The sequence below is a fragment of the Methylobacterium sp. 275MFSha3.1 genome, assembly GCF_900108435.1.
Classification (GTDB): Bacteria; Pseudomonadota; Alphaproteobacteria; order Rhizobiales; family Beijerinckiaceae; genus Methylobacterium.
On the sequence record NZ_FNWP01000027.1, the window covers coordinates 42,231 to 67,864 of the forward strand.

Below are 25,634 nucleotides of genomic sequence, written 5' to 3' on the forward strand. Positions count from 1 at the left end.
CATGCGGAGCACCACGTCATGTGCAGCCCTCCTGGTTCTCGCCGCGGTCGTGGTAAGCGCGTCGCCAACTCAGGCGCGACCGACGGCCGGCTCGCCTGATGCGAAAGGGACGTTCGTCGAGCCTGCAAACGCGCACCATCGGCATTGCGCAGGGGCCTGCCTGAGAAGCGGCGCCCTGCAGTGGTTCTGCAAGCCCCACCAGACTTGCAGCCTGGATTGCGGCACGGCGCCTCCTCGCATGCACTGCCACGACCCGAGGCGTTGAGAGCGGGGCCGCCGAGGTCTCGCGACGGGACCACCCCGGAAAGGCCGTCCTGCAAGCGCGATACGTCAGTGGGCCATGAGTACCGGGATGCGCGCGTGCTCGACCACATGCCGGGTGACGCCACCGAGCAGGAACTCGCGCACGCGGCTGTGGGTGTAGGCACCTATCGCCAGCAAGGAGGCGTTCCGGCGCTCGGCCTCGTCCAGGATGGCCGCGCCGACCGAGATCCCATCCCCGACCGGCAGGGTGACGTCCTCGGCCACGATGCCGTGCCAGCGCAGGTAGGCGCACAGGTCCGCGGCCCGCGTTTCCTCGAAGCGTTCCGTCCTCGCATGCACGACCGTGACGCGGGCGGCCTCGTGCAGCAGCGTGATGGATTGCCCGATCAGGCGTGCCGCTTCGAGACTGCCGTTCCAGGCGATCACGACGTGTTCGAGGAGGTCGTACGGGACTACCTCACCAACCATCAGCGTCGGTCGTCCGATCGAGAACAGGGCCGTGTCCAGCGCCCGCCCGGTGAACGAGCGCGCCGGATCGGGTCGGTCGACGATGATCAAGTCGTTCACTCGCCCGGCCAGCGTCAGGAGCGGCTCGACCTCGCCCGACAGCTCCGTCCAGGTCGCGAAAGTGGCGTCCAGGCGCTCGGTCTTGGCGACCAGCGGAACGCCCTCGCGTCCGCACCAGGCTTCCAGGGCCGCCTTGCCTTCGGCCGCGGCCTCGCGCACGCCCCGCTCGATGGCCTCGATGGTCGCGCAGTCCATCGGCATGACGCTGGCCAAACTGGCGATGCCGACCATGCCGGTCATGCTGGCCATGACGTAACCCGGGTCCGGCGCCATGAAGGCGACCCCAATGTGCGCGTGCAGGCGCCGACCAAGGCGAAGGGCTGCCTCCAGGCGGCGGGTGACATCGATGCCTGGGGCTGTGGGGACGAGAAGACAGCGGAGGTACATCGAGACTCTCCCTCAGCGTTCGAGCGACTTCATGTAGCCGATCAGGTCCTGCGCCTGGTCAGGGTCGAACCGGAACTCGGGCATGCTCGGATGACCGGTGCGGATGCCTTCCGTGAGCGCCTCGCCGAGATCCTCGACGGGGTAGCGCTTGTGCAGTTCGCGGAAGGGAGGCGCGGCGCGCAGCGGGCTCGCCCCGACACGCCCGACGGCGTGGCAGCGGGCACAGTTGGTCCTGGCGAGGGACTCGCCCTGCTTGACCTGCCGGTCCCAGGCCTGGGCGGAGCCGGTGCCGATAAGGATGGACAGCAGCACCAGAGCGCCCGCGTGGATGGTGGTCGCCGAGGGCATCAGTGGCTCATCAGGCAGCAGACGGGGGTCGATTGCAGGACTTCGCGGGTGGCGCCGCCGAAGGCCCACTCGCGCAGCCGGCTATGCCCGTAGGCGCCCATCACGATGATGTCCGCGTCCTCCCGCCCGGCGAACCGAAGGATCTCGTCGGCGGGGCCGATCTCCGGCTTGCGCAGCAGGTGGGTCGTGGCCTTGATTCCGTGCCCGGACAGGTACTCGGCCGCGCCCTCGGCGCCCACGTGCTGCGCGTCCGGTCCCACGGCCACCACGCAAACCTGCTCGGTCTGTCTCAAGAACGGTAAAGCGTCGTGAAGGGCTCGACGGGCCTCGGGCGTATCCTTCCAAGCCACCACGACTCGCTTGACCGCGAGGTGCTCGATGCCCGGCGGGACCACCAGCACCGGACGCCCCACCTCCATCAGCAGCCCCCCGGTGGAGACCGCCATCGGACCGGCATCACCGTCCGCAGGTCCCTGCCGGCCGACGACCACGAGGTCGGCGGTGCGCGCCTGCGCACCGAGGAAAGCCAACGGATCGGTCGGTGCGGAGCGCCAGCTCGTCTTAGGCGCCTGCCCGGCCTCGCGCTCGAAAAGCGCTTTGGCCTCCGCGAGCTGCTCATCGGTCAGGCGCTCCTCAAGGGCCCAGACACGCTCGACCTCCAGCATGTCGCCGACCGGCATGGGTCCGAGGACCGGACGTGCGGCGACGCCGGTCAGCTTGGACCCGAACTGTTGGGCGAGGCCGGCCGCCAATTGGACTCGGTCCGCCGCCGCGGGCCCGAGGTCGACCGAGACCATGATGTTGGAGATCTTCATGACCACCTCCCTTGGCCGGGCTGCCGGCGCGATGGAGGTACTCTGGCCCCGGTTCGCGGGGACGACCTTGATCCATCGCAAGGGCACTCGATGGGCAGTTCAAATGCAGCGGACGAGACCGGTTCAGGGCACGAGAACGGCGGCGCCCTGAAGGGCGCCGGACCGGTGGGCGGCGATCACCGCGTTGGCCTGGACGAGCGGGAACGTGCGCGTGCGGCTGACGATGCCGGCCCGCGGCACGACCTCGAAGAAACCGCGTGCATCCGCGCGGGTGAGGTTCGCCACCGAGCGCACCGAACGCTCCTCCCAGAGCAGTTCGTAGGGGAAGCGCGGGATGTCGCTCATGTGGATGCCGCCACAGACAACGCATCCGCCCCTGCGCAACTCCGCGAGTGCGGTCGGCACCAGCCGGCCGTCGGGTGCGAAGATCAAGGCCGCGTCCAGCGGCTCGGGCGGCGCCTCGTCCGACCCACCGGCCCATTCCGCCCCGAGGGAGCGGGCGAAGTCCTGGGCTTTCCGGTCGCCGGGTCGGGTGAGCGCGAACACGCGGCGGCCCTGCCAACGGCAGACCTGGGCGACGATGTGCGCGGCCGCCCCGAAGCCGTAGAGCCCCACAGTATCGGCGTCCTCCGCCATCCGCAGCGTGCGCCAACCGATCAGCCCTGCGCAGAGGAGCGGCGCTGTCGCGACCGGGTCCAGGCTTGTGTCGAGCGGGATGGTGAAGGCGGCCTCGGCCAAGAGCTGGGTGGCGAACCCGCCGTCGCGGGTGCAGCCGGTGAAGCCGGGGGCATCGCACAGGTTCTCCCGGTCGGTTTTACAGTAGCGGCAGTGGCCGCAAGCGTGCCCGAGCCAGGGCACCCCGACGCGTTGACCCGGGGCCGGATCGGTCACGCCTTCGCCGATAGCCTCGACGATGCCGACGACCTCGTGGCCGGGCACGATGGGGTAGACGGCCCGCGGAAGCTCTCCGTCGATGACGTGGAGGTCGGTTCGACAGACCGCGCAGGCCTCAACCCGGATGCGGACCTCGCCGGGGCCGGGAATTGGATCGGGCCTCTCCTCCGGCACGAGGGGACCGCCGATCTCCTGCAGGACCATCGCCAGCATCGGCAACTCCCCGTCATGCGAGCGTCAGGCGGTCCTCGACGGCGCGGACGCCGGGCGCCGACCACGCGGCACGCTCGGCGAGCTTGCGCTCGCTCCAGACGTCGACGCATCCGTCCAGGATCACCTTGTCCCCGTCCACGTGGACGCGGATGGTGTCGGGATCCCGGGCGCTGCGCCTCAGGGCGGCGAGGATCCTGTCCTTGACCTCGGTGGGTCGGACATGCGGCTTCACCGCGATGAGGTTGACGATGTCGGTGACGCCGGCGAGCCGCCGCAGCGCCTCATCGACCGCCGCCTTCTGGTGGTAGTGCGGCACGCATCCTTCGAGCGTGACGCAGCCCTTCTCGACCTTGAGCGAGACCGACCACTCCGGGATCTGCACGTCCCACTCCAGTACCCGGGCGCACCGCTCGGCCAGGGCCTCGTCGCCGACGCGCGGATTTTCCGGATACCGCACCTCGATCCGCTCGATCACGGCCCGGACGCCGCGCACCCGGAGCGTGACGCGCTCGGCGATGCTCTTCTCGGCGTAGTTCCGGACGTGGCCGGTGAGCGTCACGACACCGTCGTCGACCGCGACGCCGATCTGCGCCGCGTCGACCATGGGGGCGTATTCCAATTCGTCGAGCACCTGACGGCGTACGCTGATGTCGTCCATCGCGGGTCTCCTCGATTCGCCGGGATTTTTTTCAGAGAGCCAGCCAAAGCAGCGCCGGCGTCACCACCGAGGCCGCGATGGCGAGCGCCAGCGCCTGCAGGCTGCCGATGGACCGGTAGCGCGCCGCGTCCGTGACGACCCGGGGTTCGGAGTCGTTCGTCGGTGCCAGCATGACCGGCACCCGCGCCCGGCGTACCGTCGTGATGAAGGTGGTTCGAAGCACCAGGGCCATCGTTCGCTCCCGTCCTGCTGACGGAAGGTATCCTGCCGTCCCTCCGGGGAGCCGCCTTGATCCAGCTCAACGCCGCTAGCCTCGGCTGCCTGCACGGTCGTCCGGGATCCGCAACCGGGAGGCCGACATGGACGCGAGGCGCCAGCCGACGAAGACCCACGAGGAACGCCGCGACGGCGGCCGTGCGGACGGCGGTCACGACCTGGCCTTCGTGCCGGGGCCGCTCGGGCCCGACAGCCTCAGGCGGATCGACAGCTACTGGCGGGCTGCGAACTACCTGTCGGTCGGCCAGATCTACCTCATGGCCAACCCGCTCCTGCGCGAACCGCTCAGGCCCGAGCACGTCAAGCCAAGGCTTCTCGGCCACTGGGGCACGACACCGGGCCTCAACTTCATCTACGTCCACCTGAACCGGGTCATCCGGCAGCGCGACCTCGACATGATCGCGGTGTGGGGGCCGGGTCACGGCGCGCCGGGGCTCGTCGCCAACGCCTACCTGGAGGGCACCTACAGCGAGATCTACCCCGACGTTGCGCGGGACGCGGAGGGGATGGAGCGCCTGTTCAGGCAGTTCTCGTTTCCCGGGGGCATACCGAGCCACGCCTCGCCGGAGCTGCCCGGCTCCATCCACGAGGGCGGCGAGCTCGGCTATTCCTTGGCTCATGCGTTCGGCGCTGCCCTGGACAACCCCGGCCTGATCGTCGCCTGCGTGGTCGGCGACGGCGAGGCGGAGACGGGGCCGCTCGCCGCGTCGTGGCACTCCAACAAGTTCCTGAATCCGACCACCGACGGAGCCGTACTGCCGATCCTGCACCTCAACGGCTATAAGATCGCCAACCCGACGCTCCTCGCCCGGATGCCCGCGGATGAGCTTCGCAGCCTCCTCGTCGGGTACGGCTACGAGCCGACCTTCGTCGAGGGCGACGAACCGGCCGCCATGCACCAGGCCATGGCGAAGGCCCTCGACGCGGTCCTCGACGAGATCGCAGCCATCCGGCACTCCGCGCGCTGCGGCGAGGCCCGGCGACCGCGCTGGCCGATGATCGTGCTGCGCAGCCCCAAGGGTTGGACGGGACCGAAGGCCGTTGACGGCAAGCCGGTCGAGGGAACTTGGCGCTCGCATCAGGTTCCCGTCGCGGCCACGCGGGAAAACCCGGAGCACCGCGCGATTCTCGAAGCCTGGATGCGCTCCTACCGACCGGAGGAGCTGTTCGACGAGGACGGCTCGCTCGTTCAGGAACTCGCCACCCTGGCGCCGAAGGGGCCGCGGCGCATCTCGGCCAACCCGCACGCCAACGCGCATAAGAGCGCGCCCTTGCGGCTGCCGGACATCATGGACTTCGCCGTCTCCGTGCCGGGACCTGGCCGCTCCCGAGCCGAGGCCACCCGCACGCTCGGCGGCTACCTGCGGGAGGTCTTGTCCCTGAACAAGCACGCCCGCAACTTCCGGATCATGGGTCCCGATGAGACCAGCTCGAACCGGCTTGACGCGGTGTTCGACGTGACGGGGCGCGTCTGGCAGGAGGCGACCCTGCCGGGCGACGACCACCTTCAGCGCGACGGCCGGGTCATGGAGGTGCTGAGCGAGCACCTCTGCGAGGGCTGGCTCGAAGGCTACCTGCTCACGGGCCGGCACGGCCTGTTCGCGACCTACGAGGCCTTCGCCCACGTCGTCGATTCGATGGTGAACCAGCACGCCAAGTGGCTCAAGTCCTCGCGCGACCTGCCCTGGCGACGACCGGTGCCATCCCTGAACATCTTGCTCTCGTCCCACGTCTGGCGGCAGGACCACAACGGCTTCAGCCACCAGGATCCGAGCTTCATCGACTTCGTGGCGAACAAGCGCGGGGATACGGCGCGGATCTACCTGCCGCCGGACGCGAACACCCTGCTGTGCGTCACGGATCACTGCCTGCGAACCTATGACCGCATCAACGTCGTCGTGGCCGGCAAGCAGCCGGCGCTGCAGTGGCTGACCCTGGACGAAGCCGTCACGCACTGCGCGGCCGGCATCGACATTTGGGACTGGGCCTCGAACGAGGGGGACACGGAGCCCGACGTTGTGATGGCCTGCGCGGGCGACGTGCCGACGATGGAAACGCTCGCCGCGGTGGATTGGCTGCGCCGGCACGTCCCGGAACTCAGGGTCCGGGTCGTAAACGTGGTCGACCTGATGACGCTGCCGGCGCCCGAGACGCATCCGCACGGTCTCGACGACCCGACTTTCGACAGCCTGTTCACGCGCGACCGGCCGGTGGTGTTCGCCTACCACGGCTATCCGTGGCTCATTCACCGGCTGACCTACAAGCGGACGAACCACGGCAACTTCCACGTCCATGGCTTCATTGAGGAGGGCACGACCACGACGCCCTTCGACATGTGCGTGTTGAACCGGCTCGACCGCTATCATCTCGCCCAGGCCGCGATCCGGGCCGTCCCGCGACTGGGCGCCCGGGCCGAGCACGCCGAGGAGGCGCTTCGCGAGGCGCTGGCCACCCATCGCGAGCATGTTCGCCGAACCGGCGACGACCTGCCTGAGGTGCGGGATTGGGTCTGGCCGGAACGGCACGCCCCCGAGGATCGCGACCGCCGGATCCAGGGCGACATCATGCAGTGCGGCCCGACCGACACGGCCAAGCCTGGGCAGGCGGGGACGGTGGACGGGTGGACGGTCGTGACCTGAGGCCGGGCGATGATCCTCGTGCTCAACGCCGGTTCCTCCAGCCTGCGCTGCGCCCTTTTCCGGCCGGGCGCCGACGAGCCGGCGTGGCGAGCGCACGTCGCCGAGATCGGGCATGATCCAAGGCTCTCCGTCGACGGCGCCGCCGTCGGGGGTGAGCGCCCACCGGCGGGCGACCATGCCGCCGTCGCCCGCTGGCTGTTCGTGCGACTTCCCGCGGCACCGACCGCGGTGGGACACCGCGTCGTCCATGGCGGCTTGCATCTCGCAGCGCCGGTGCGGCTCGACGCGGAGATCCTCGCGGCGCTTGAAGGGCTTATTCCGCTCGCGCCCGCGCACCAGCCGCAGGCGCTCGCCTGCATCCGCGCGGTCGGGGAGGTCTGGCCGGATCTGCCGCAGGTCGCCTGCTTCGACACCGCCTTCCATCGGACGCAGGACCGGTTGGCCCAACTCTACCCGCTGCCGCGCGCCTTTATCGACAAGGGGCTCGTGCGCTTCGGCTTCCACGGACTGTCCTACGCCCATCTCGCCCGAACGCTTCCGCACGGGCGGATCCTGGCCGCCCATCTCGGGCACGGGGCGAGCCTGTGCGCGATCCGGGACGGGCGAAGCGTCGCTACGACGATGGGCTTCACCACGCTCGACGGGCTGATGATGGGCACCCGCAGCGGGGCGGTCGACCCGGGCCTCGTTCTGTACCTGATCCGGGAGCGCGGCCTGTCAGCCGACGCGGTGGCCGATCTCCTGAACGAGCGGTCGGGCCTCCTCGGCGTCTCCGGCATAAGCGACGACGTGCGGGTCTTGGAGGCGAGCGACGCTTCGGCCGCGCGCGAGGCCCTGGATCTGTTCACCTACCGGATCGTGCGGGAGGCAGGCTCGCTCATCGCCACCCTCGGCGGCGTCGACACCCTGGTCTTCACGGGCGGCATCGGCGAGCACGCCGTGCAGGTTCGCGCCGCCATCTGCCGCGGGCTGTCCTTCGCTGGCGTCAGCCTCGACGAAGAAGCCAATGCCGGCGGCGAGGCGATGATCGAGGCGTCCGGCTCGGCGGTCTCGGTTCGCATCGCGCCCGCGAACGAGGAGCGCGAGATCGCTCTGTCGGTGACCGATGCGCTCGAGCCGCTGTGAGCGCGCCGCTCGCCGACGCATCGCCGGTGGACCCCGACCTCTTCGATCAGAGCGCCGCGTGCTCCGGCTTGAGGTAGGCGGGGTCGAATTCGGCGACCTCCGTCAACCCATCCCAGTCTTCTATGGTGATCCACCGGCCTCGCCACGACATGAGCTTGGCCGAGGCAAGCCTTCTCACGATACGGTTGGCATGGACCGACGTCAGTCCGAGGGCGCTGCCGAGTTCCGTCTGCGTCAACGGCATGGGGAATCGGGACGCTTCGGCCAAGCCGGCGGCTGCCGCCCGCGTGAAGAGCTCGCAGATCAGGTGCGCCATCCCCTCGTACGCTTGGCGATGGCCGGCGTTCAGGAGCCAGCGACGGGCCGTGGCCAACTCGACGACTGCTTCGAGCTGCACCATGCGGCCGATGCGCGGATGCCGCTCCATGAGGCGTTTGAAGGCATCATGCGGGATGACGCCGATGCGACATGGCGTGAGCGAAGCGACCACGTGATCCATCCGCCCTCGAAAAAGGCCCTGCAGGTCAAGGAAGTCGCCCGGGATTTGTAGGCTCAGGATCTGCGGCCTGAAGGTCTCCAGGGGGATGTACTTACAAGTCCAGCCATCCAGAAGAATCCGGCAATGAACCGTAACGTCGTCCTCGCGTAATATCTCCCTGTCGGCCTCGATTGTTGCGACCCGGGATACGGACGCGGCGAGGGCGTCGATCTCCGGGGCCGAGACACCGCACCGGTCCAGCCTGCGCCTGAGGCTCAAGGTCCAATCCACGCCCGACGCGCGGGCACGTTCGCTTGCCGTCTTACCGTTGCGCGATTGCGGGTCTCGCAAGACTGTCGGTGGGCGCGTCGAGGCTGGAGTCGATTGCGCGGCATCACCTCTGTCCGGTGCCGCCGCTTGGCCCGGCCTCGAACGCGTATCCCCATCGGTGTTGGACATGTGCGCCCCCCGGTTCCACAGGACGGATGGCAGGTTGGCGGCGCGATGCCCTCGCGCCTTGCGATGAATCAAAAAATCATGGTCGGGAGCACCATCCGCCTCGGCCGGTCCAATGCCGGTTGGATATCCGTCGGGGCAGGCCGAAGCAGGCCATCATGGGTGCGCAAGGCTTTCCCGACCCTCCACACTATGCTGGACACCTCCGCGGGCTGGCTTGACGATCAATGTCGATTGCATAGCTTGACCGAGTTTGGAACCAGGATCGGCAGTCACTGACGCTGGCTGTCCTGGCCCTCGTCGATACGACCTGCGTTTCCGACATCGAGGCCGAGAAGACGGTCCTCGGTATCCGCTGGCTGTATCCATCGGTACAGAAGCCGGTCGACTTCGCTTGCCCAGGCCAGCGGGAGGTCGAGCCAGAACGTGCGCCAGAGCGTCAGCAAGGCATTCTCGGCGAGCTCGAACTCCGAGGACGGAGGGCGCGCCGGAAGGTCCGACGACCCTCGCGTCATGACTTGATCCTTGCCTCGACGCGGCTGACCTGGGCGACGCGGAAGGTGCGCTCAGTCCCGTCACCGGCATCGCGGATCGAGACGTATTCGCCCTCGACGAAGGCATGGGTCCCAAGACGATAGCCGGGCTCGTCGTCCTCGTCGGTGCGGTCATCATAGTCGATCATCCAGGTCGCGCCGCCCTCGCCGCCGGCGCGGTGCACGAGCCGGCCATGCCGGTCGCACTCGCCGATCCAGAACCGCCGAGCGCGGCAATGGTCCCGGGTTTCCCGCCACAGCGTCGCGTCGAGGTGGCCGTCCGGTCCGAGCGGTGCCACGATCTCGTAGCCCCGTCCGCCGCTGCCGTCCGGATGCTCCGGGCAGCGCGCCAGCGTCAGGGTCACGCGCTGCAGCGTGGCGGGTGCGCTCGGTTTGCCCGTACGCGGTACCGCCCCCGGGGCGATGGCGTCCGCTCCATGCGTTCCATGAGCCATTGTGAGCCTCCTCGTTTCAGAACGATGTGCGTCCCGAAAACCGGACGCAGAGCACCTGTCAGGCGGATCCTCGATGTGGCGCCGCGGCCGTGGCGCGGACGAAGGGCCGGTGTCAGCGTAGGCAACCGGCACAGATGCCCCGCGTGACCGCATCGTCGCGCTCCTGTTCGGGCGTCCGCCGCTGGATGTCCCTGCCCGGCCCGAGGTCGAGCTTGTCCGGCCGCGGCACCGTCTCGCCGCTCTTGGTCACGTAATCGGAGCGGCTCGACGCAACCCGGTTCGATCCCGAGCCGTCGGCGTCTTGTCCGAGCACCGGCAGCGGGACACAAAAGCCAAGGAGGATCCCCGCGACGCCCAACGGGAGCGATAGCGCCGTGACCTTCGCCTCCCTCCAGGAGCCACCACGCGAGCACGTGCCGTGGAACATGGCCGCTCTCCTCAACTCAGGGCGACGATGCGGTCCTCGACGGCACGCACGCCCGGGACCGACCAGGCCGCACGCTCGGCGGCGTCCCGCTCCGCCCAGGCCGATACGGCGCCCTCCAACGTGACCTTGTCGCCCGAGACGGTGACCTTGATCCCGTCGGCCTCGAACATGACGCTGCGCCTGAACGCCTCCAGGATCTTGTCCTTGACCGCCGTCGGCGGTTCCCGCGGCCTGACCTCGACGAGGTTGGTCACGCCATGGACGCCCGACAGCTTCCGCACCGCCGCCTCGGCGCCCGCCATCTGGTACTGCCAGTCCACCGTGCCAGTCAGCGTGACCCAGCCGCCGGCGACCTTCACCTGAATGGCCTGCTTCGGGAGGTGCACCGACCAGTCGATGATGGCCAGCGCCCGCGCGGCGATCTGGTCGTCGGCGACCTTCTTGTCGTCGGCGTAGCGGACCTCGATCTCCTGGGCGATGGCGCGCACGCCCCTGACCCGGCGAACGGCGCGCTCGGCCTCGACCTTCTCGGCGTAGCTGCCGACGTGGCCGGTCAGGGTCACCACGCCTCCCGAGACGGCGACGCCGATGTCGCCGGCATCTAGGCTGGGGTCGAAGTCGAGCTCGTCGAGCACGTCGCGGCGCAGATCCTTGTCGGTCATGGCGTCCTTCCTCATGACGTCTCTCCGATTCGTGCCGGGTGGCAGGAATGGTTGGGTCGATCCTGCGCGGCCTAGCCGGAGGAGCCTTGATCCAGCGCAACCCCGACGCGCCGCTCGGCCTGTGCCAGCGCGGCGCACCGGGTCATCTCCGTGCTCAAGCGATCTACCGTCGCCTCGATGCCGGCCGCCTTCAGGTCGGTTTGAAGCCTCGCGATCAGCGTGTCGTCGTCGGTGACGACCGCGCCCTCCGCGAAGGACGTGACGTAACCCTCGGCCGCCGTGCCGGTCAGGCGCATCCGTTCACAGGCCCAAGTCGCCAAGAGCCGGTTGCGCCGGTTGCGGGCGTGAAAGCGCGCCTCCTCCTCCTGGACGAAGCGGCGCTCGGCGGCCCGCTCGCGCTCGTCGAACGTCGTGGTCATGGAAGCCTCCAATCCGGTGCAGCGCCGGACCGGACCGGCGGCCGATCAGCTATCTTTCGACCGGTCCCGGCGGCCAGCCTTGAGGCAGATCAAGCTCCCGGACGTCGGCCCTGCGCGTGGTGCCGCGGGCGGACGACCCATGATTTCACGGCCTCGACCGCCGCCAGGTACGCGACGGTGATCAGCCCGATGGCGAGCAGGGTCGGCAGGTCTGGGATCTGGAAGCCGAACCAGCTCCCCAGCGGCGAGAACGGAAGGGCCAACGTGGCCCCGAGGGCTGCGAGCGATGAACCAACCAACGCCGCGCTCGGACGGTCCTCCCAGGGATGCCCGTTTGTCCGGATGACGAAGATCACCAGGATCTGCGTCGCCATCGACTCCAGGAACCAGGCCGTGCGGAACTCCTCGGCCGAGGCGCCGAAGACGAGGAGCAGCACACCGAAGGTCAGGAGGTCGAACAGCGACGACAGCGGCCCCATCACCGCGGCGAAACGGAGTACGTTCGCCATGTCCCAGACCTGGGGCCGGGCGGTCGCGGACGAGGCCACCCGGTCGAACGGGATGCCGACCTCCGAGAGGTCGTAGAGCAGGTTGTTGAGGAGGATCTGCGTCGGCAGCATCGGCAGGAACGGCAGCGCCACCGAGGCGACCGCCATGGAGAGCATGTTGCCGAAGTTCGAGCTCGCCCCCATGCGGACGTACTTGAGGATGTTGGCAAAGGTCCGCCGTCCCTCCTCGACGCCGTCGGCGACGACCTCTAGGTCGGAGGCGAGCAGGATCATGTCGGCGGCGGCCTGGGCCACACCGGTCGCGCCGTCGACCGAAAGGCCGATGTCGGCCTGCGCGAGGCCGGGCGCGTCGTTGATGCCGTCGCCCAGGAAGCCGACTACGGCGCCCTTGGCCTGGAGCGCCCGCACGACGCGCGCCTTCTGGTCGGGCGTCAGCCGCCCGAAGGCGTCCACCTTCCGGACCCGCACCGCGAGGGCCGCGTCGCTGAGCGCCGCGACCTCGGGGCCGGACAAAACCGTGCCGGCATGCAGCCCGACGAGACCTGCGAGACGGCGCACGACCACAGGGTCGTCGCCGGACAGGATCTTCAGGCGCACGCCCGCCCGCGCGAGCCGCGCGATGGCCGCCGCCGTGGGTTTCGGCGGATCGGCGAAGGCACAGAACCCCTCAAAGACGAGGTTGACCTCGTCCGTGCCTCCGGGCGGTGTCACGTGCCCGGACCAAACCCGCGAGGCGACGGCGATGCTGCGCAATCCGTCTTCTGCCAGCGTTCGGACCTGCCCGAGGGCCTCGCCGCGCGCCGCCGGGGTCATCAGTTCCGTCCGCTCGCCGGCACGGCGCGCGGTGCACAGCGCGAGGACGGCTTCCGGGGCGCCCTTGAGGATCAGCAGCGTCCCTTCCGGTCCCTGCGCGATGACCGACCCGGTGCGGCGCCCGTAGTCGAACGCCCGCCGGCCGGAGAGGCCCCACCCCTGCCCGGCGTTCGGATGGGCTTTGGCCAAGGCGGCGTCGAGCGAACCACGGTCGCCGCCGAGGTCGGCGGCGACGGCCGCGAGCCGCGCCGGCCGCGCATTGTCCCGGCCCGCCGGGTCGAGGCTGCGCGCCAGCGCGATCTCGGCGGAGGTCAACGTCCCGGTCTTGTCGGTGCAGAGCACGGTCATCGCGCCGAGGTCGTGGATGGCGGCCAGGCGTTTCACGATGACCTTGCGCGCCGCCATGCGCAGCGCGCCCCGGGAGAGCGTCACGGTGGTGACCATCGGCAGAAGCTCCGGGGTCAGCCCGACCGCGAGGGCCACGGCGAACAGGAGCGAATCGAGCACCGGCCGGCCGAGGACGACACGGAACGCCAGGACGGAGAGCACCAAGCCGATGGTGAGCCGGGCGACGACGAGCCCAAACGCGTGCAGGTCACGCTGGAAGGGCGAAGATGCCTGAGCCTCGACCAGCGCCGAGGCTGCCGCGCCGAACATCGTGGAGCGACCGGTCGCGACGACGAGGGCGGTCGCCTCGCCCGTCTGGGCGACGGCGCCGCGGAAGAGGGCGTTCGAGGCCTCGGCCGGCTCGGAGGCCGTCACAGGTCCGGCGCGCTTCTCGACCGGGTAGGGCTCACCGGTCAGCGCGGCTTCGGCGGCCGTGAGCGCATCGCTCTCGATGATGACGGCGTCTGCCGGAACGATGTCTCCTGCTCGAACGCGCAGGAGGTCGCCCGGGACCACCTGTTCCACCGGGACGGCGACGAAGTGGCCGTCGCGCCGTACCTCGGCCTTCAGCGCCACCGCGTGGCGCAGAGCCTCCGCCGCCCTCGTCGCATGACCCTCCTGCACGGTGTCGAGACCGACGGACAACCCCAGGATGGCGACGATGATCGCGCCCCCGACCACGTCTCCGGTCGCAACCGACACGAGCCCGGCCGTGAGCAGGATCAAGGCGAGCGGTTCGAGCAGGCGGCGCAGCACAGCTGGCAGCGCGCCATCAGCCCGCGCGCCGGCATCGCTGTTCGGCCCGTAGCGTTCGAGCCGGCGCGCCGCTTCGGATGAGTCGAGTCCGTCGAGCCCGCACCCGAGCTCGGAGCAGAGCGCATCGGATCCGCGCGTCCAGAAAGCCGCGGCGGACACGGATGGCGGCTGGTCCGGCAGCGAGGAGATGTCCCGGGCGAGGACCGGAGCCGCTGTCATTGCCATGGGGCAGGTCCATCGCCTTCCGCTCGTGGCGGACGACATCATCGGCGGGCGATGGGGTCGTTGCGCTGGATCAAGCCGCCGCCCTGGCCGGCTGCCCGCAGATACCTCAGGCTGGCGGTCAGCTGCCGGTCCCGCGTCGGGTCGATCAGGCCATCCTCCACGATGCCGTCCTGCAAGGACCCGCCGTTCCCGTACGGCCTCTCCGGCGGTCTTCCGCCATCTTCCGCCGCCATTCCGTCAGGTGGCACTTCGCGGTCGGGCTCGATGCCGTTGCCTTCCACGCTGCGGCCTGCAGGCGTGACGACCCAGGCCGTGGTCAGCCGCAGACCGCGCCCGTCCCGGTGCGCGTAGGTGGTCTGAACGGCGCCCTTGCCGTAGGTGCGCGTGCCGATGACGGTCGCGCGTCGGTGGTCCTGGAGCGCTCCGGCGACGATCTCGGCCGCGGAGGCCGTGCCGCCATCCACGAGCAGGACGAGCGGAAGTCCATCGATCAAGTCACCTCCGGTCCCGTCCAGCGCGAACCGCTCGACCTTGTCGGGACCGCGACCGACTAGGCGCACGATCTCACCGTGCCCAAGGAAGGCTCCGGCCACCGCAACGGCCTGCACCACGAGGCCGCCTGGATTGCCGCGTAGGTCCACTACGAAGCCGCGGAGCCGGTCCCGACCAATGCGGTTCTTCAGGGTCGCGACCGCGCTGACCAGCCTGCCGATGGTGAACTCGTCGAAGTGATCGACACCGATATAGGCGATGGCATCGAAGACCCGTATGCGGATCGGGTGCAGCGGTAGCCATTCCCGGGTCATGATCACCTCGACCGGGGCTGGCGCCTCCGTTTGCACGATCTGCAGTCGCGCCGTGGAGCCCGGCTCGCCCCGCAAGCGGTCGGCAACCTGATCGACCCCGAGGTCTTCGACGGCGTCGCCATCGATGCGCACTATCACGGTCCCGGGCTTCAAGCCGGCTCGCGCCGCGGGGGCGCCTGGAAGCGTGCTCCGAACCCGCCCACCTGCCTCGACTTCCAGGCCGATGCCCGCGTAGGTCCCGGTATTCTGCTCGTCGAGCCGACGAAACTCGGTCGCCGTCAGGTAGCGTGAATGCCGGTCCAGGGATGCGACCATCCCGGCGATGGCCGCGTCGACCAAGCGGCCATCGGTGGGGATGTCGACCGCTCGTGTTCGGACGACGTGGAACGCGGCCCCGAAGGCGAGCAGATCCCTGTACGAGGACTCGCGCGATCGGTCGGGCCAAATGCCGGCATCGGGTGAGCCCGGCGTCATCAGGACCGTGCCGACCGTCCCGGCTAACCCGGCCAACCCGACGATCAAGCACGTGAGACCGCGACCGGGCGTTGACCGGTCGCGTGCCGGCTCGCCTTCGGTCGATCTGAACGGCATCGTCTGGCCCGAATTGCTGATGCGCCTTCAGGGTGGCTATGCGCACCCGGCATCGCATTGACGTGCGTCAACGGACGCCGTGGTGCGCCCCCCCGACCGTTCTGGCCGGATCTCGGGACCGCCTGAGGAGGACGGGCGGTCGGCTGCCCCGTCACGGCAACGGCCCGTCGAGAGACAGGACAGTCGAGCGCAGAATGTCCAGCGGCACGTCTGACTGGAGACGATGCCACGAGAGCGCGCCGCAACCGCGTGCGACCTGGGCCGTCAGGACCGCCGCGGTCGCGTCCGAGGGGTCACCGACACGCTTCTCGATGCGGCTTGCGAGCGTCGCGGCCGGCGCTTCCAGCCAAACGCCGAGGAACCCGGCATCGTTGTCCCGGGCGACCGCCTCGATGCCTTCACGTTCCGCAGGGCGGTCGAAGACGGCATCGGCGACGGCGCAATGGCCAGCGGCCAGGACACAGGCCGCCTCCGACCGCAGGATCTCGTAGACCCGACGTGACACTGCGGGAGCATAGGCCGATGCCGGCAGCCGCGTGAGGGCGTCGACGCCATGCAGGCGCTTGCGGATGCGGTCGCTCGACAGGATGCGGGCACCCGGGGCCGCCCCGATCCACGGGGCAACTGCGACCGCAACGGTCGACTTGCCGGAACCGCTGAGGCCGCCGACCGCCAGGACGACGACAGACTTGTCGGTAAGCAGACTCTCCGCGAGGGCCAGATAGGCTTGCGCCTCGGCCGTCTTCGCGGCGGCGACATCGCCAGTTCCATCCGCCGCTTGCGCCGCAATGACGTGGGCGCGGATCACCGCGCGCAACGCCATCAGGAACGGCAGCAGCCCGATCCCGTCGGTCTCGTCCGCCAAATCGAGGTACCGGTTGAGGAGGAGGTTGGCGAGGTCGAAGCGGTCGCGGTGCCAGAGATCCATGAGGGTGAAGGCGAGGTCGTACAGGACATCAGTCGTCGCGATGGTCTCGCTGAATTCGATGCAGTCGAACGGCGTCGGTCTTCCCTCGAACAGGCAGATGTTGCGCAGGGTCATGTCGCCGTGGCAGCGGCGGACCTTGCCTGCCGTGCGGCGCGCATCCAGCAGAGGGGCGTGCCGCGTCAGGTGCGACCGGAACCGAGCAGTGAGAGCCTTCGTCCCCTTGGCCGTGAGGAGCCCCGTCGCCCGGAGAGCGGCGTCGTTCATGTCGACGAGCGTCGCCATGGCGGCGGCCCCGCCTCCGTCCCGGTGGATCTCCGCGTTGGCATGGAAGTTCGCGATGACCTGCGCGAGTTCCGCGACGTGGCTGGGCCCGAGGCGACCGTCGCGCGCCATGGCGTCGAACAGGTCCGCCTCCGGGAAGCGGCGCATCTCCACCACGGCGTCGACGAGATCCCCGGACCCGTCGAAGGCCAGTGTCCCGCCCGGTTCGCGCGTGATCCGCCGGGCGCCGAGATAGAGCGTAGGAGCCGTGCGCCGGTTGAGTGCCACCTCTGCCTCACAAGCCGCGAGCCGGCGCTCGGGCGTGGAGAAATCGAGGTAGGGAAAGCGCACGGCGCGCTTGAACTTGAATACGCGGTCCCCTGCCAGGAACAGCCTGGAGATGTGCGTGGTTGCCGTGTCCACCGTCCCCGTGCGCGATAAGGCCTGCTTCAGGAACTCGCCAACACAAGACTGGTCCAAGGGCGACATGCGGGTTGGTCCTCGGGAGCCTCGACCTTGGACGCGGCGCAGGCCGAGGTCGACGTGCATCGGCGTTCGGGCTCCGTGTGCGACTGGCGAGACGCGGTCGCCGGGTGACCGGCACCCGTCGGTTGAGCCTTGCGTCGGCACCACCTGATCGACCTTGAGATGGATCAAGGGAGCCGCGGCCCGGGAGGTGCAGTCAGGGGCTTTGCGGAGGCCGCCATGGCCGCACGAACCGACAAAACCGACCCGTTCGACCCGTTCGGCGTCGCCGCCTCGATGAACGAATGGTGTTGTTTGCTGAAGGCGGCCCGAGAACTCAGAGACATCGACCAGGAGATGATGGAGGCGATGACGGAGGCTGACGCCTCATCTTCCATCGGCCTGTCGCCGGAAGCCGCCGCGAAGGTCCGCAACATCGCAAACCTCATGCGAAGCCTGAACATCGACCCCGAAGCTGTCCGGCTGCACCAGCCCGGGGCCATGCGAGAGCTTGAAGCGGCCTGCCTGAAGTGTACGGAACGCAGCCGTTGCGCGCGCGAGCTCTGGGCCGGAACCGCGTCCGACGCCTACCCGGAATACTGCCCGAATGCCGTTCGCCTCGACCGGTTACGACATGCTTGAACCGGGAGCGGCCATCGAACCCTTGTCGTCCGACCCGCAGGTGGCGACCGACCGTGCCATGCCGGCTATGGGGCAGGCTCATGCCATGCCGGTCGAGGACGTTCCCGGGCACTTCGGGACGAGCGTGCACATAGGCCTTACGGAGGCGCAGGTCCGGCAAAGGCTCGCCCGAGCGGGTCGAAACGTAATCGCCACGAAGGAGCCGACCGGCGCGCTCGTCCTGTTCCTGCACCAGCTTGCCAGCCCCGTCGTCTACCTGCTGGCGGCGGCCGGTGGGCTCTCGCTCTACTTCGGCGATTGGCGGGAGGTCGTCGCCGTCGTAGCGGTCCTGGCCGTCAACACCGGTCTCGGCTTCTTCACCGAGTTGAGGGCGGTGCGGTCCGTCGAGGGATTGCGGGCGCTCGGGACGCACTCGTCCCGCGTCCGTCGTGACGGGCAGGTCCGGGTGCTGGCGGCCGAGGATCTCGTCCCGGGCGACATCGTGCTGGTGGAAGGCGGGGATGCGGTCCCGGCCGACATCCGGCTGGTCGAGACTTCGAACCTGGGCGCGGACGAGTCGTCGCTCACGGGGGAATCCAAGCCCGCGAACAAGTCGGCGGACCCGGTCGCTCCGGACGCGCTCCTGTCCGAGCGCTCGTCGATGCTCTTCCGGGGAACGCTGGTCACCCGCGGAAGTGCCACCGGCGTCGTCGTGGCGACCGGCGCCGGAACCGAGCTCGGCGGCGTCTCCCGCCTCGTGGAGCAGGCCGAGCCGGAGAGATCACCACTGGAGCGTCGCCTGGAACACCTGTCCCGGCAGATGGTCTGGGTCGTCCTGATGGTGGTCGTTCTCCTCGCCGGCGTCGGCGTGGCGACCGGCAAGGACCTCCGCCTGACGATCGAAGCCAGCATCGCACTGGCGGTCGCGGCCATTCCGGAAGGGCTGCCCATCGTGGCGACCCTGACGCTCGCGCGCGGAATGTGGAGGATGGCGCGCAGGAACGCGCTCATCGAGCGCCTTTCGGCCGTCGAGACGCTCGGGGCCACGACCCTCATCCTGACCGACAAGACGGGCACGCTCACCGAGAACCGGATGACGGTGCGGCATTTGTCGTCGCCTTCGGGCGATCTGCCCGTATCCGAGAGAGGGTGCGACCCGTCCAACGAAGCTCGACGCCTGCTCCGCGTCGCCGTGCTCTGCAACGATGCCGCCCTCGGAGCAGGCGTCGGAGAGGGCAGCGGCGACCCGATGGAACAGGCGCTTCTGCGAGCGGGGCGGTCCGTGGGCCTCGCCCGCGAAGCCCTACTGCACGACCGGCCGAAGGTGGGGAAGCACGCCTTCGAGGCGGACACCCGCATGATGGCGACCGTCCACGCTTCGGGGCCGCGCTACTTGGTGGCGGTCAAAGGCGCTCCGGAGGCCGTGCTCGCCGCCTCGCGATGTACCGGCGATGGAAAGCGCGACCGCCCGCTCGACGCTGTCGACCGCCACCTGTGGCGGCGGCGGGTCGAGGATCTCGGCGCACGGGGCCTGCGGGTCATCGCCTGTGCCGAGAAGATGACGGACGAGAGGGACATCCATCCGTTCGAGGAGCTCACGTTCCTCGGGCTGGTCGGGTTGGAGGATCCCGCCCGGGAGGACGTTCCAGGGACGCTGGCAGCCTGCCGCGCTGCCGGCATACGCGTCGTAATGGTCACCGGCGACCACGCCGTCACGGCGCGGAGCATCGCGCGCGCAATCGGGCTCGCCCGACCGGAGGACAAGGTTGCGGAAGGGGCTCCCGCTGGCGGCCTGCCGGACGGGCACGAGGACATCGCGGTCTTCGCGCGGGTGAGCCCGGCCGAGAAGCTGGCGCTGGTGCGTGCCTATCAGGACGTGGGCGAGGTCGTCGCCATGACCGGCGACGGCGTCAACGACGCCCCGGCCCTGAGGCAGGCGGACATCGGTGTCGCGATGGGTCAGCGGGGGACGGACGTGGCGCGCGAGGCAGCCGCCATGGTCCTCCTCGACGACGCGTTTCCGACCATCGTCGGCGCGATCCGGGAGGGACGGGTCATCTTCGACAACATCCGCCGGTTCGTCGCCTACCTCCTAGCCTGTAACTTGAGCGAGGTGATGGTCGTCGGGCTGGCGGTCGTGTCGACCTTGCCGTTGCCGATCCTGCCTTTGCAGATCCTCTACCTGAACGTCGTCACCGATGTCTTCCCGGCATTCGCGTTGGCGTTGGGAGAGGGTCGCGACGACATTTTACAGCGGCCGCCGCGGGACCCCAAGGAGCCCATCCTCGGGCGAAATCAATGGGTCCGGATCGTCCTGCATGCCGGCGCGATGACGGCATCGACCTTCGGCGCCTTGGCCGTTGCCGAGTTCTGGCTCGCCCTCGACCGAGCCTCCATCGTGACGGTCACGTTCCTGACGCTCGCCTTTTCCCAGCTCTGGCAGGTGTTCAACATGCGTGCCTCCGGTTCGAAGCACTTCCGGAACGAGGTCACGCGCAATCCCTGGGTCTGGGCCGCGCTGCTCCTGTGCACGGCGCTGCTCGTCGGACCGGCCTACCTTCCTCCCGTCGGCGCCGTGCTCGGCCTTGCCTCTCTCGGCTGGAACGGCTGGGCAATCGTACTACCGGCGAGCCTCGCGCCGCTCTTGGTCGTCCAATTCGGGACCTTCGTCGCAGGAGTAATCAAGCGGTCCGCGCGAGGGCCGCACCGTTTGAGGTCCGACGGTCTTTGACACCGGCGACGTGGGTATCCTTGCGAGCTTTCAAACGGGAGCAGGATAGCGATGAACCCGATTGCGGCCGATTGGGATGCACGGGTTGAGCGGTTAACCGGCCGCCTTCCCGTGCGCCTGCGCGAGGCGGTCACGTGGCTGAGAAAGCCATCGCGGCGCCCGGTGCGGCTTGCAGCGGCGCTCGCGCTGATCGGGGGTGGCCTGCTGTCGTTCCTGCCCATCCTCGGCCTCTGGATGCTCCCCCTTGGCCTCGCCCTCTTGAGCGAGGACATCCCGTCGCTGAAGCCGCGGCTTGAGACGCTCGCCAGGGCCGTCGAGCGCGCCGTTTCCCGCTTCCGGAAGCCATGATCGGGCCGGATGCAGATGACCTGGCGCAGTCGTTGAACGTCCCGGTGTTGCGCTGGATCAAGGCGGGCCCGCCGCTACGATGGAGACTTGGGCGACAAGGCAGTCTGGACCCCTCATGTCCCTCCCGTCCTCCTCCCCCCTCGCCGCGTTCCGCGACATTCTGGTCGCCGTCACCGAGGAGGGCCGCGGCGACGAGCCCGAGACGGCGCTCGGCTATGGCCTCACGTTTGCCGCCACGGCGGGCTCTCACCTGACCGTGCAGTCCGCTGCACGTCGTTTGACCATGGTCGGCGGAGCGGGTTTGGGGTTCGTCAACGACCTCGTCGCGGGCGAGAACCGGCGCTTGCGCATCCTAGCGCAGTCCGTTGCCGAACGCGTCGCCGGGGACGCCGCGAGTGCGGGCGTGACCTGTACGGCCGAGGCGCCTGCGCTCGCCTATCCGGACCTGATCGCACGAGTCACTTCTCGCGCTCGGCTCGCCGACCTGACCGTCCTGGATGCCGAGTCGCGGGAGGTGGATCTCGACCGCGACCTGATCGACGGGGTCCTGTTCGGGAGCGGACGTCCGCTCGTCGTCGTGCCCGCGGGCCGCTCGGCGTTCTCCGCGCGGCGGGTCGTCGTCGCCTGGGACGGAAGCGCACAGGCTGCCCGGGCCGCAAACGACGCGCTGCCGTTCCTGCGCGCTGCCGAGGCGGTCGAGATCGTATCGGTGGTCGGCGAGAAGGACTTGTCGGCCTCGGCCGCCGGCGCCGAATTCGCGCCGCACCTCGCGCGTCATGGCGTGAACGTTTCGGTGAACGTCCTGCCTGTCGTCGATGACGTTGCGGAGACGTTGAGGGCCCAGGTCGGACTGTTCCGCGCGGACATGCTGGTGATGGGAGCCTACCGACACCCGCGCCTGCAGGAATGGTTCCTCGGCGGCGCAACCCGGTCACTCCTGACCCGAAGCCCGGTACCGCTGTTCCTCGCCCATTGAACGATCACGCGCCGGGTGTCGCGCCCGGGCTTTTCCGGCACCTGCGCCCAAAGCTTCGCGAGGGTCGGAAGACTCCCTGGCGCGCAGACGCTGACACCGGCACGCCATAGTCCGGCGCCACACGCGCTCCGCAAGGCCTATCCCGGCACAGGAGGCAGCTCGGCCCCGGACAGCCATTCGGCCTGGGCTCCGTCCCCGCTCCGCTTTTTGGGCGATCTTTCAGGACGAAGCGCTGGGCTGCTTTGGAAACTCCAGCGGGAAATTGTTAAGCACCCGCCAGAGCTCGTAGCCCATCGACACCGTCTCCATCCGAATCCAGCCCCGCGCCTTTGCTCCGAGCGGGATGAAATCAACGTCAGGCCATGTGGGTCGCTCGGGGTCCTGCTCGACCAGCACGCGAAACAAGCCGCTCTGTTGCGCCGAGGGGTCGACAGCACGGACCCGCCCATCGAACATGCCGTGGGCTATCGAGGGCCAGCCGCTGAACTGGATGGCGGGCCAGCCCTCGAAGGCGAGGCGCACGCTCTGACCAGGCCGGATCAGGGCGATGTCTCGCCCGTCGACCATCAGCTCGACGACGCGTTCCGGCGCGTGCGGCGCGAGGGTGGCCAGGGTGTCCCCCGCGTTCACCAGCGTACCGGCCGCGGCGGCGTTGATGTGCAGGATGCGACCGTCCCTCGGGGCGCGCACGAGCTGCGCCGATTGGCGGTTCACTGTCACGTCGAGGCGGCTGAGCTTGGCCTTGGCCCCGGCCAGCTTGGCGCGCTGCTCCGCCACGCGGATCTGCGCGGACTCGAAGTTGCGCCGGGTCACGAAGCCCTTCTCGGCGGCCTCGCGCGTCTGGCTGACCTGGCTCTCCGCCACCTTAACGGCTTGATCGGCAGCCGCGATCTCGGCCTCGATCTGCTCCCGTTCGGCGGCGAGCCGCTTGAGAAGGAACGGATCGTTGTCGACGAGACGGGCGATGGGATCGCCGGCGCGAACCCGCTGGCTATCCTCAACGTACCATTGCTCAACCCGGCCCTGGACCAGGGCCGTGACCGTCTGGACCCGGTCGGCTGGGTTCGGCGCGATGATGCGCCCGATCCCAGCCGATGTCTGAGCCCAGGGCACGTAGAGGAGGATCAGGACCGCGAGAACGGTCCCGATACCGATGATCCACCCGAGGGCGACCGCCGCGCGGGGAGGCCGGATCCCGGTCAGGGTTGGGAAATGACGGAGGTGTTCAGGCCGCGACAGCATGCGTCCTCTCCCTCGGTAGCGCCTTATCGAGCGGTGCCTCACGTTCGGTGAAGCGACCATAACCGTTGGGACCCAGCCGGATCTGGTCGTCGTGGATCGGCAGCAAGGGGCGGCCGGTGACGTGCAGCACCGTCGTGCCCACCGCTCGGAACCCTGCGAGCGCTGCCGCCACGCGATCCGGTGGCAGCAGGTCGAACAGCACCGAAAGGACGACGAGCTTTGGGGGATGGAGCAGGACGGCGGCCAGTTTCAACGCGACGGCCTCGCCCGGCGAGAGCGGCGAGCTGGACGCGGATAGGGTCGTGTCGAGCCCGGAGAGCAGGCGTCGGATGCGGTCTGCCAATCCGACACGATCCAGGCACTCGTGGATCCTCGCGGGGCACGTCCCATTCCCGGCCGACAGGTACTCGCGGATGGTCATCTCTGCGAGCGTCGGCCGGTCCAGGACGACGATTTCCGAGTGCAGCCGCTCCGCACCGAACGCCGCGATGTCGGCTCCCCCGACCATCACCCATCCATGCTGCGGCCGAACCCTCCGCTCAATGAGCGCCGCGAGCGTCCGCTCGACACCCTCGTCCGCGGCAACGGCGAGGATCTCGCCGCTCTCGACTGCGAAGTCGAAGCGGAGGCCGTCGTGCTCGACGTCGCGCAGGCGCAGGTTCCCATCGGCGGGGCCCGGGCCGCTCCATCCGTCGCCGCCCAGCTGCTCGATACCCTCGAACAGCGAAAGTTCGTGGAGCGCGGCGGCGAGGTCGTAGAAGGTCCTCGCATGGGAGCCGAGTTGCGAAATCCCGTAGAAGGCACTCGACAGGACGAGTTCCGCGGCCACGAGTTGTCCGAGCGACAACTGCCCTTGCAGGATCAGCCAACCGCCCATCGCCAAGAGGCCGGCGCTCGCGACCGCGTAGACCAAGAGGAATCCGATGGTCTGCGCGAAGGTGTGTCGGAAGTGGCGGCGATGCACCTTCGCGTAGGTGGCCGTCAACGCCTCGGAACGGGCCAGAGCGGTCGTGAGCCGGCCGCCGTCCCTGTAGAAGCCATTCGAACTGCCGATGTTCTCAAGCCAGCGCGCCATCTCATGCTTGGCATGGCTCAGCGCCGCGCCGGACCGGACCGCCGGCCCCGCCCAGAGAAGTGCGATGACGACGAGCACGGCGGCAACCACCAGATTGAAGGCGAGGAAGAACGGGTGATAGAAGCTCGTTAGGACGAGACCGATCCCGGACTGCAGCAGGATCGCAAAGCCGCCGACCAGAAGATGTGGGACCGCCTTCTGGACCGTCATGAGGTCGAAGAAGCGATTGAACAGGTCGCTGCGGCGGCCATCGTCGAAATGCGGGTTCCTGGCATGGAGGGCGCGAAGGGTGATGTCCGCGACCGTTCTCGCGAACACGCGCCGCTCGAACAGCGCCAGAACATAGATCCGCGCGGCGCTCAGCAGAGCGGCGGTGAGCAACAGGCCAAGGAGTAGCCCGGACAGGACGAACAGGGGCGCCGGCAGCGCCGTGTTCGCGACCGAGTTGATCAGAAGCTGAACAGACACCGGCACGGCGAGGCCCAGGAGCGCCACGGCAATCCCGTAGACGACCGCCGTCCCGACGAAGCCGGCCTCCGGCTTGAGAAGGCGGCAGATGAGCCCGCAGGCTTTCGCGACCGTCAGGGGTGTGTGGTGCGTGGCATCCATGGGGCGAGAGCTTTCCAGCCTGGAACGAGGGCGTGCGAGGAGGACGGCGATTCCGGCCAAGTGCGGAGCGCGGCCTCGGAGAACGCTGAAAATCGTGGTGGTGCAGGATTGCGAAACCGGCTCGGGCCGCCTGGCTTGGGCGACGCTCGATTCTCACGGGCTTGGATCGAAGAGACAGGCGGTCAGCCGCCGGGCGTGCGGCGGCTGCCCTGAAGGCAGGGATTGCAAGCGCGGTCCGCCATACCGGGTGACACGGCGGAGCACGTTGGCAACGGCTATTCCCGTGAACCGGACGGCTATCGGGTCAAGGCAGGGCACCCGCTTCAGCAGCGGTAGCCACCCGACGTCTGGCCGTACTGCTGCACAGGGAAGTGCTGCTGGTCGGCGTTGCCTTCCTGGGCCGAACTCCGGCGGCAGCCTCCGACCGCGGGGGTCAGGACCTCACCGGGTAAGATCGAGCCGGTTGAGAGGCCGTCCCATGTCGTCTGCGGGAGGGGTCGCGATCCAGGGCCTACGCGCAAATCGGCGAACGCAGCGGAGAGCGGCGCGACACTGAGCGCGGCCGCGACGGACACGACGGATAACTTCTTCGACGCCTTCATCGCTCGTCTCCGATCAGGTTTGCGGTCGTTATGACCTTCCCGTGGATCAAGGTTGGAGCGGATCCATGTTCAC

The 25,634-nt window shown here is 69.1% G+C and carries 25 protein-coding genes; 7 read left to right on the forward strand and 18 right to left on the reverse strand.

Annotation, left to right across the window (positions count from 1 at the left end; all coding sequences use genetic code 11):
• Nucleotide 1 precedes the first annotated feature (1 nt).
• Complete coding sequence (locus BLW78_RS31860) at nucleotides 2–265, forward strand: hypothetical protein (protein WP_091682971.1); 264 nt, start codon at nucleotides 2–4, stop codon at nucleotides 263–265.
• Nucleotides 266–330: 65 nt separating this feature from the next.
• Here BLW78_RS31860 and BLW78_RS25620 read toward each other — a convergent pair whose 3' ends face one another.
• From BLW78_RS25620 to BLW78_RS25645, 6 genes are all read right to left on the reverse strand, one after another.
• Nucleotides 331–1,218: a universal stress protein gene (locus tag BLW78_RS25620; RefSeq protein ID WP_091682903.1), complete on the reverse strand. Its 888-nt coding sequence runs from the start codon at nucleotides 1,216–1,218 to the stop codon at nucleotides 331–333.
• 12 nt (nucleotides 1,219–1,230) lie between these two features.
• Nucleotides 1,231–1,566: a c-type cytochrome gene (locus tag BLW78_RS25625; RefSeq protein ID WP_091682904.1), complete on the reverse strand. Its 336-nt coding sequence runs from the start codon at nucleotides 1,564–1,566 to the stop codon at nucleotides 1,231–1,233.
• Nucleotides 1,566–2,381, reverse strand: coding sequence for a universal stress protein (locus tag BLW78_RS25630; RefSeq protein ID WP_091682906.1), 816 nt, complete (start codon nucleotides 2,379–2,381; stop codon nucleotides 1,566–1,568). Before BLW78_RS25630 ends, BLW78_RS25625 begins: the two co-directional genes overlap by 1 nt.
• A gap of 123 nt (nucleotides 2,382–2,504) precedes the next feature.
• A complete protein-coding gene (locus tag BLW78_RS25635; protein ID WP_091682907.1) occupies nucleotides 2,505–3,488 on the reverse strand; it encodes a zinc-dependent alcohol dehydrogenase family protein in 984 nt (327 codons plus the stop codon).
• Between the two features lie 13 nt (nucleotides 3,489–3,501).
• Complete coding sequence (locus BLW78_RS25640) at nucleotides 3,502–4,146, reverse strand: BON domain-containing protein (RefSeq protein ID WP_091682909.1); 645 nt, start codon at nucleotides 4,144–4,146, stop codon at nucleotides 3,502–3,504.
• 31 nt (nucleotides 4,147–4,177) lie between these two features.
• Complete coding sequence (locus tag BLW78_RS25645) at nucleotides 4,178–4,378, reverse strand: hypothetical protein (RefSeq protein ID WP_091682911.1); 201 nt, start codon at nucleotides 4,376–4,378, stop codon at nucleotides 4,178–4,180.
• Nucleotides 4,379–4,505: 127 nt separating this feature from the next.
• On the opposite strand from BLW78_RS25645, the gene BLW78_RS25650 reads away from it, so the two are divergent.
• A complete protein-coding gene (locus BLW78_RS25650; protein ID WP_107645859.1) occupies nucleotides 4,506–7,061 on the forward strand; it encodes a phosphoketolase family protein in 2,556 nt (851 codons plus the stop codon).
• 9 nt (nucleotides 7,062–7,070) lie between these two features.
• Complete coding sequence (locus tag BLW78_RS25655; protein ID WP_091682912.1) at nucleotides 7,071–8,186, forward strand: acetate/propionate family kinase; 1,116 nt, start codon at nucleotides 7,071–7,073, stop codon at nucleotides 8,184–8,186.
• A 46-nt stretch (nucleotides 8,187–8,232) separates the two neighbouring features.
• Here BLW78_RS25655 and BLW78_RS25660 read toward each other — a convergent pair whose 3' ends face one another.
• From BLW78_RS25660 to BLW78_RS25700, 9 genes are all read right to left on the reverse strand, one after another.
• Nucleotides 8,233–8,943 carry a Crp/Fnr family transcriptional regulator gene (locus tag BLW78_RS25660; protein ID WP_170855245.1) on the reverse strand — a complete coding sequence of 237 codons (711 nt, stop codon included), beginning with the start codon at nucleotides 8,941–8,943 and terminating at the stop codon, nucleotides 8,233–8,235.
• 449 nt (nucleotides 8,944–9,392) lie between these two features.
• Nucleotides 9,393–9,635 carry a hypothetical protein gene (locus BLW78_RS25665; RefSeq protein ID WP_091682915.1) on the reverse strand — a complete coding sequence of 81 codons (243 nt, stop codon included), beginning with the start codon at nucleotides 9,633–9,635 and terminating at the stop codon, nucleotides 9,393–9,395.
• Complete coding sequence (locus BLW78_RS25670) at nucleotides 9,632–10,108, reverse strand: hypothetical protein (RefSeq protein ID WP_170855246.1); 477 nt, start codon at nucleotides 10,106–10,108, stop codon at nucleotides 9,632–9,634. Before BLW78_RS25670 ends, BLW78_RS25665 begins: the two co-directional genes overlap by 4 nt.
• 112 nt (nucleotides 10,109–10,220) lie before the next feature.
• Nucleotides 10,221–10,535, reverse strand: coding sequence for a hypothetical protein (locus BLW78_RS25675; protein WP_091682917.1), 315 nt, complete (start codon nucleotides 10,533–10,535; stop codon nucleotides 10,221–10,223).
• A gap of 11 nt (nucleotides 10,536–10,546) precedes the next feature.
• A complete protein-coding gene (locus tag BLW78_RS25680) occupies nucleotides 10,547–11,197 on the reverse strand; it encodes a BON domain-containing protein (RefSeq protein WP_091682976.1) in 651 nt (216 codons plus the stop codon).
• A gap of 71 nt (nucleotides 11,198–11,268) precedes the next feature.
• Nucleotides 11,269–11,616, reverse strand: a complete 348-nt coding sequence (locus BLW78_RS25685) for a DUF1476 domain-containing protein (protein ID WP_091682918.1) — start codon at nucleotides 11,614–11,616, stop codon at nucleotides 11,269–11,271.
• Nucleotides 11,617–11,705: 89 nt separating this feature from the next.
• On the reverse strand, nucleotides 11,706–14,306 hold the full coding sequence (gene mgtA / locus BLW78_RS25690; protein ID WP_091682920.1) for a magnesium-translocating P-type ATPase: 2,601 nt from the start codon (nucleotides 14,304–14,306) through the stop codon (nucleotides 11,706–11,708).
• 38 nt (nucleotides 14,307–14,344) lie between these two features.
• Nucleotides 14,345–15,634 carry a S41 family peptidase gene (locus tag BLW78_RS25695; RefSeq protein ID WP_244527058.1) on the reverse strand — a complete coding sequence of 430 codons (1,290 nt, stop codon included), beginning with the start codon at nucleotides 15,632–15,634 and terminating at the stop codon, nucleotides 14,345–14,347.
• A gap of 220 nt (nucleotides 15,635–15,854) precedes the next feature.
• On the reverse strand, nucleotides 15,855–17,381 hold the full coding sequence (locus BLW78_RS25700) for a bifunctional aminoglycoside phosphotransferase/ATP-binding protein (RefSeq protein WP_091682923.1): 1,527 nt from the start codon (nucleotides 17,379–17,381) through the stop codon (nucleotides 15,855–15,857).
• A 216-nt stretch (nucleotides 17,382–17,597) separates the two neighbouring features.
• Here BLW78_RS25700 and BLW78_RS25705 point away from each other — a divergent pair, with 216 nt between their 5' ends.
• From BLW78_RS25705 to BLW78_RS25720, 4 genes are all read left to right on the forward strand, one after another.
• A complete protein-coding gene (locus BLW78_RS25705) occupies nucleotides 17,598–17,999 on the forward strand; it encodes a DUF6455 family protein (protein WP_091682925.1) in 402 nt (133 codons plus the stop codon).
• 85 nt (nucleotides 18,000–18,084) lie between these two features.
• Nucleotides 18,085–20,709, forward strand: coding sequence for a cation-translocating P-type ATPase (locus BLW78_RS25710; RefSeq protein WP_091682978.1), 2,625 nt, complete (start codon nucleotides 18,085–18,087; stop codon nucleotides 20,707–20,709).
• A gap of 51 nt (nucleotides 20,710–20,760) precedes the next feature.
• Nucleotides 20,761–21,057 (forward strand): hypothetical protein, encoded by a 297-nt coding sequence (locus tag BLW78_RS25715; RefSeq protein ID WP_091682926.1) that lies wholly within the window; start codon nucleotides 20,761–20,763, stop codon nucleotides 21,055–21,057.
• Between the two features lie 115 nt (nucleotides 21,058–21,172).
• Complete coding sequence (locus BLW78_RS25720) at nucleotides 21,173–22,033, forward strand: universal stress protein (RefSeq protein WP_091682928.1); 861 nt, start codon at nucleotides 21,173–21,175, stop codon at nucleotides 22,031–22,033.
• Nucleotides 22,034–22,252: 219 nt separating this feature from the next.
• Here the strand turns inward: BLW78_RS25720 and BLW78_RS25725 are convergent, their stop codons facing one another.
• The 3 genes from BLW78_RS25725 to BLW78_RS25735 form a co-directional block, all read right to left on the reverse strand.
• Entirely contained in the window at nucleotides 22,253–23,275 is a 1,023-nt protein-coding gene (locus BLW78_RS25725) for an efflux RND transporter periplasmic adaptor subunit (protein ID WP_091682930.1), read from the reverse strand.
• Entirely contained in the window at nucleotides 23,259–24,959 is a 1,701-nt protein-coding gene (locus BLW78_RS25730) for an ABC transporter transmembrane domain-containing protein (protein WP_091682931.1), read from the reverse strand. Before BLW78_RS25730 ends, BLW78_RS25725 begins: the two co-directional genes overlap by 17 nt.
• A 323-nt stretch (nucleotides 24,960–25,282) precedes the next feature.
• Nucleotides 25,283–25,561, reverse strand: coding sequence for a hypothetical protein (locus tag BLW78_RS25735; protein WP_091682933.1), 279 nt, complete (start codon nucleotides 25,559–25,561; stop codon nucleotides 25,283–25,285).
• Between the last annotated feature and the right edge of the window lie 73 nt (nucleotides 25,562–25,634).

Excerpts from the sequence above, each read along its gene's own strand:
- BLW78_RS31860 (WP_091682971.1), top strand. The coding sequence starts at position 2 with ATGCGGAGCACCACGTCATGTGCAGCCCTCCTGGTTCTCGCCGCGGTC.
- BLW78_RS25620 (WP_091682903.1), bottom strand. The coding sequence starts at position 1,218 with ATGTACCTCCGCTGTCTTCTCGTCCCCACAGCCCCAGGCATCGATGTC.
- BLW78_RS25625 (WP_091682904.1), bottom strand. The coding sequence starts at position 1,566 with ATGCCCTCGGCGACCACCATCCACGCGGGCGCTCTGGTGCTGCTGTCC.
- BLW78_RS25630 (WP_091682906.1), bottom strand. The coding sequence starts at position 2,381 with ATGAAGATCTCCAACATCATGGTCTCGGTCGACCTCGGGCCCGCGGCG.
- BLW78_RS25635 (WP_091682907.1), bottom strand. The coding sequence starts at position 3,488 with ATGCTGGCGATGGTCCTGCAGGAGATCGGCGGTCCCCTCGTGCCGGAG.
- BLW78_RS25640 (WP_091682909.1), bottom strand. The coding sequence starts at position 4,146 with ATGGACGACATCAGCGTACGCCGTCAGGTGCTCGACGAATTGGAATAC.
- BLW78_RS25645 (WP_091682911.1), bottom strand. The coding sequence starts at position 4,378 with ATGGCCCTGGTGCTTCGAACCACCTTCATCACGACGGTACGCCGGGCG.
- BLW78_RS25650 (WP_107645859.1), top strand. The coding sequence starts at position 4,506 with ATGGACGCGAGGCGCCAGCCGACGAAGACCCACGAGGAACGCCGCGAC.
- BLW78_RS25655 (WP_091682912.1), top strand. The coding sequence starts at position 7,071 with ATGATCCTCGTGCTCAACGCCGGTTCCTCCAGCCTGCGCTGCGCCCTT.
- BLW78_RS25665 (WP_091682915.1), bottom strand. The coding sequence starts at position 9,635 with ATGACGCGAGGGTCGTCGGACCTTCCGGCGCGCCCTCCGTCCTCGGAG.
- BLW78_RS25670 (WP_170855246.1), bottom strand. The coding sequence starts at position 10,108 with ATGGCTCATGGAACGCATGGAGCGGACGCCATCGCCCCGGGGGCGGTA.
- BLW78_RS25675 (WP_091682917.1), bottom strand. The coding sequence starts at position 10,535 with ATGTTCCACGGCACGTGCTCGCGTGGTGGCTCCTGGAGGGAGGCGAAG.
- BLW78_RS25680 (WP_091682976.1), bottom strand. The coding sequence starts at position 11,197 with ATGACCGACAAGGATCTGCGCCGCGACGTGCTCGACGAGCTCGACTTC.
- BLW78_RS25685 (WP_091682918.1), bottom strand. The coding sequence starts at position 11,616 with ATGACCACGACGTTCGACGAGCGCGAGCGGGCCGCCGAGCGCCGCTTC.
- mgtA (WP_091682920.1), bottom strand. The coding sequence starts at position 14,306 with ATGGCAATGACAGCGGCTCCGGTCCTCGCCCGGGACATCTCCTCGCTG.
- BLW78_RS25700 (WP_091682923.1), bottom strand. The coding sequence starts at position 17,381 with ATGTCGCCCTTGGACCAGTCTTGTGTTGGCGAGTTCCTGAAGCAGGCC.
- BLW78_RS25705 (WP_091682925.1), top strand. The coding sequence starts at position 17,598 with ATGGCCGCACGAACCGACAAAACCGACCCGTTCGACCCGTTCGGCGTC.
- BLW78_RS25710 (WP_091682978.1), top strand. The coding sequence starts at position 18,085 with ATGCCGGTCGAGGACGTTCCCGGGCACTTCGGGACGAGCGTGCACATA.
- BLW78_RS25715 (WP_091682926.1), top strand. The coding sequence starts at position 20,761 with ATGAACCCGATTGCGGCCGATTGGGATGCACGGGTTGAGCGGTTAACC.
- BLW78_RS25720 (WP_091682928.1), top strand. The coding sequence starts at position 21,173 with ATGTCCCTCCCGTCCTCCTCCCCCCTCGCCGCGTTCCGCGACATTCTG.
- BLW78_RS25725 (WP_091682930.1), bottom strand. The coding sequence starts at position 23,275 with ATGCTGTCGCGGCCTGAACACCTCCGTCATTTCCCAACCCTGACCGGG.
- BLW78_RS25730 (WP_091682931.1), bottom strand. The coding sequence starts at position 24,959 with ATGGATGCCACGCACCACACACCCCTGACGGTCGCGAAAGCCTGCGGG.
- BLW78_RS25735 (WP_091682933.1), bottom strand. The coding sequence starts at position 25,561 with ATGAAGGCGTCGAAGAAGTTATCCGTCGTGTCCGTCGCGGCCGCGCTC.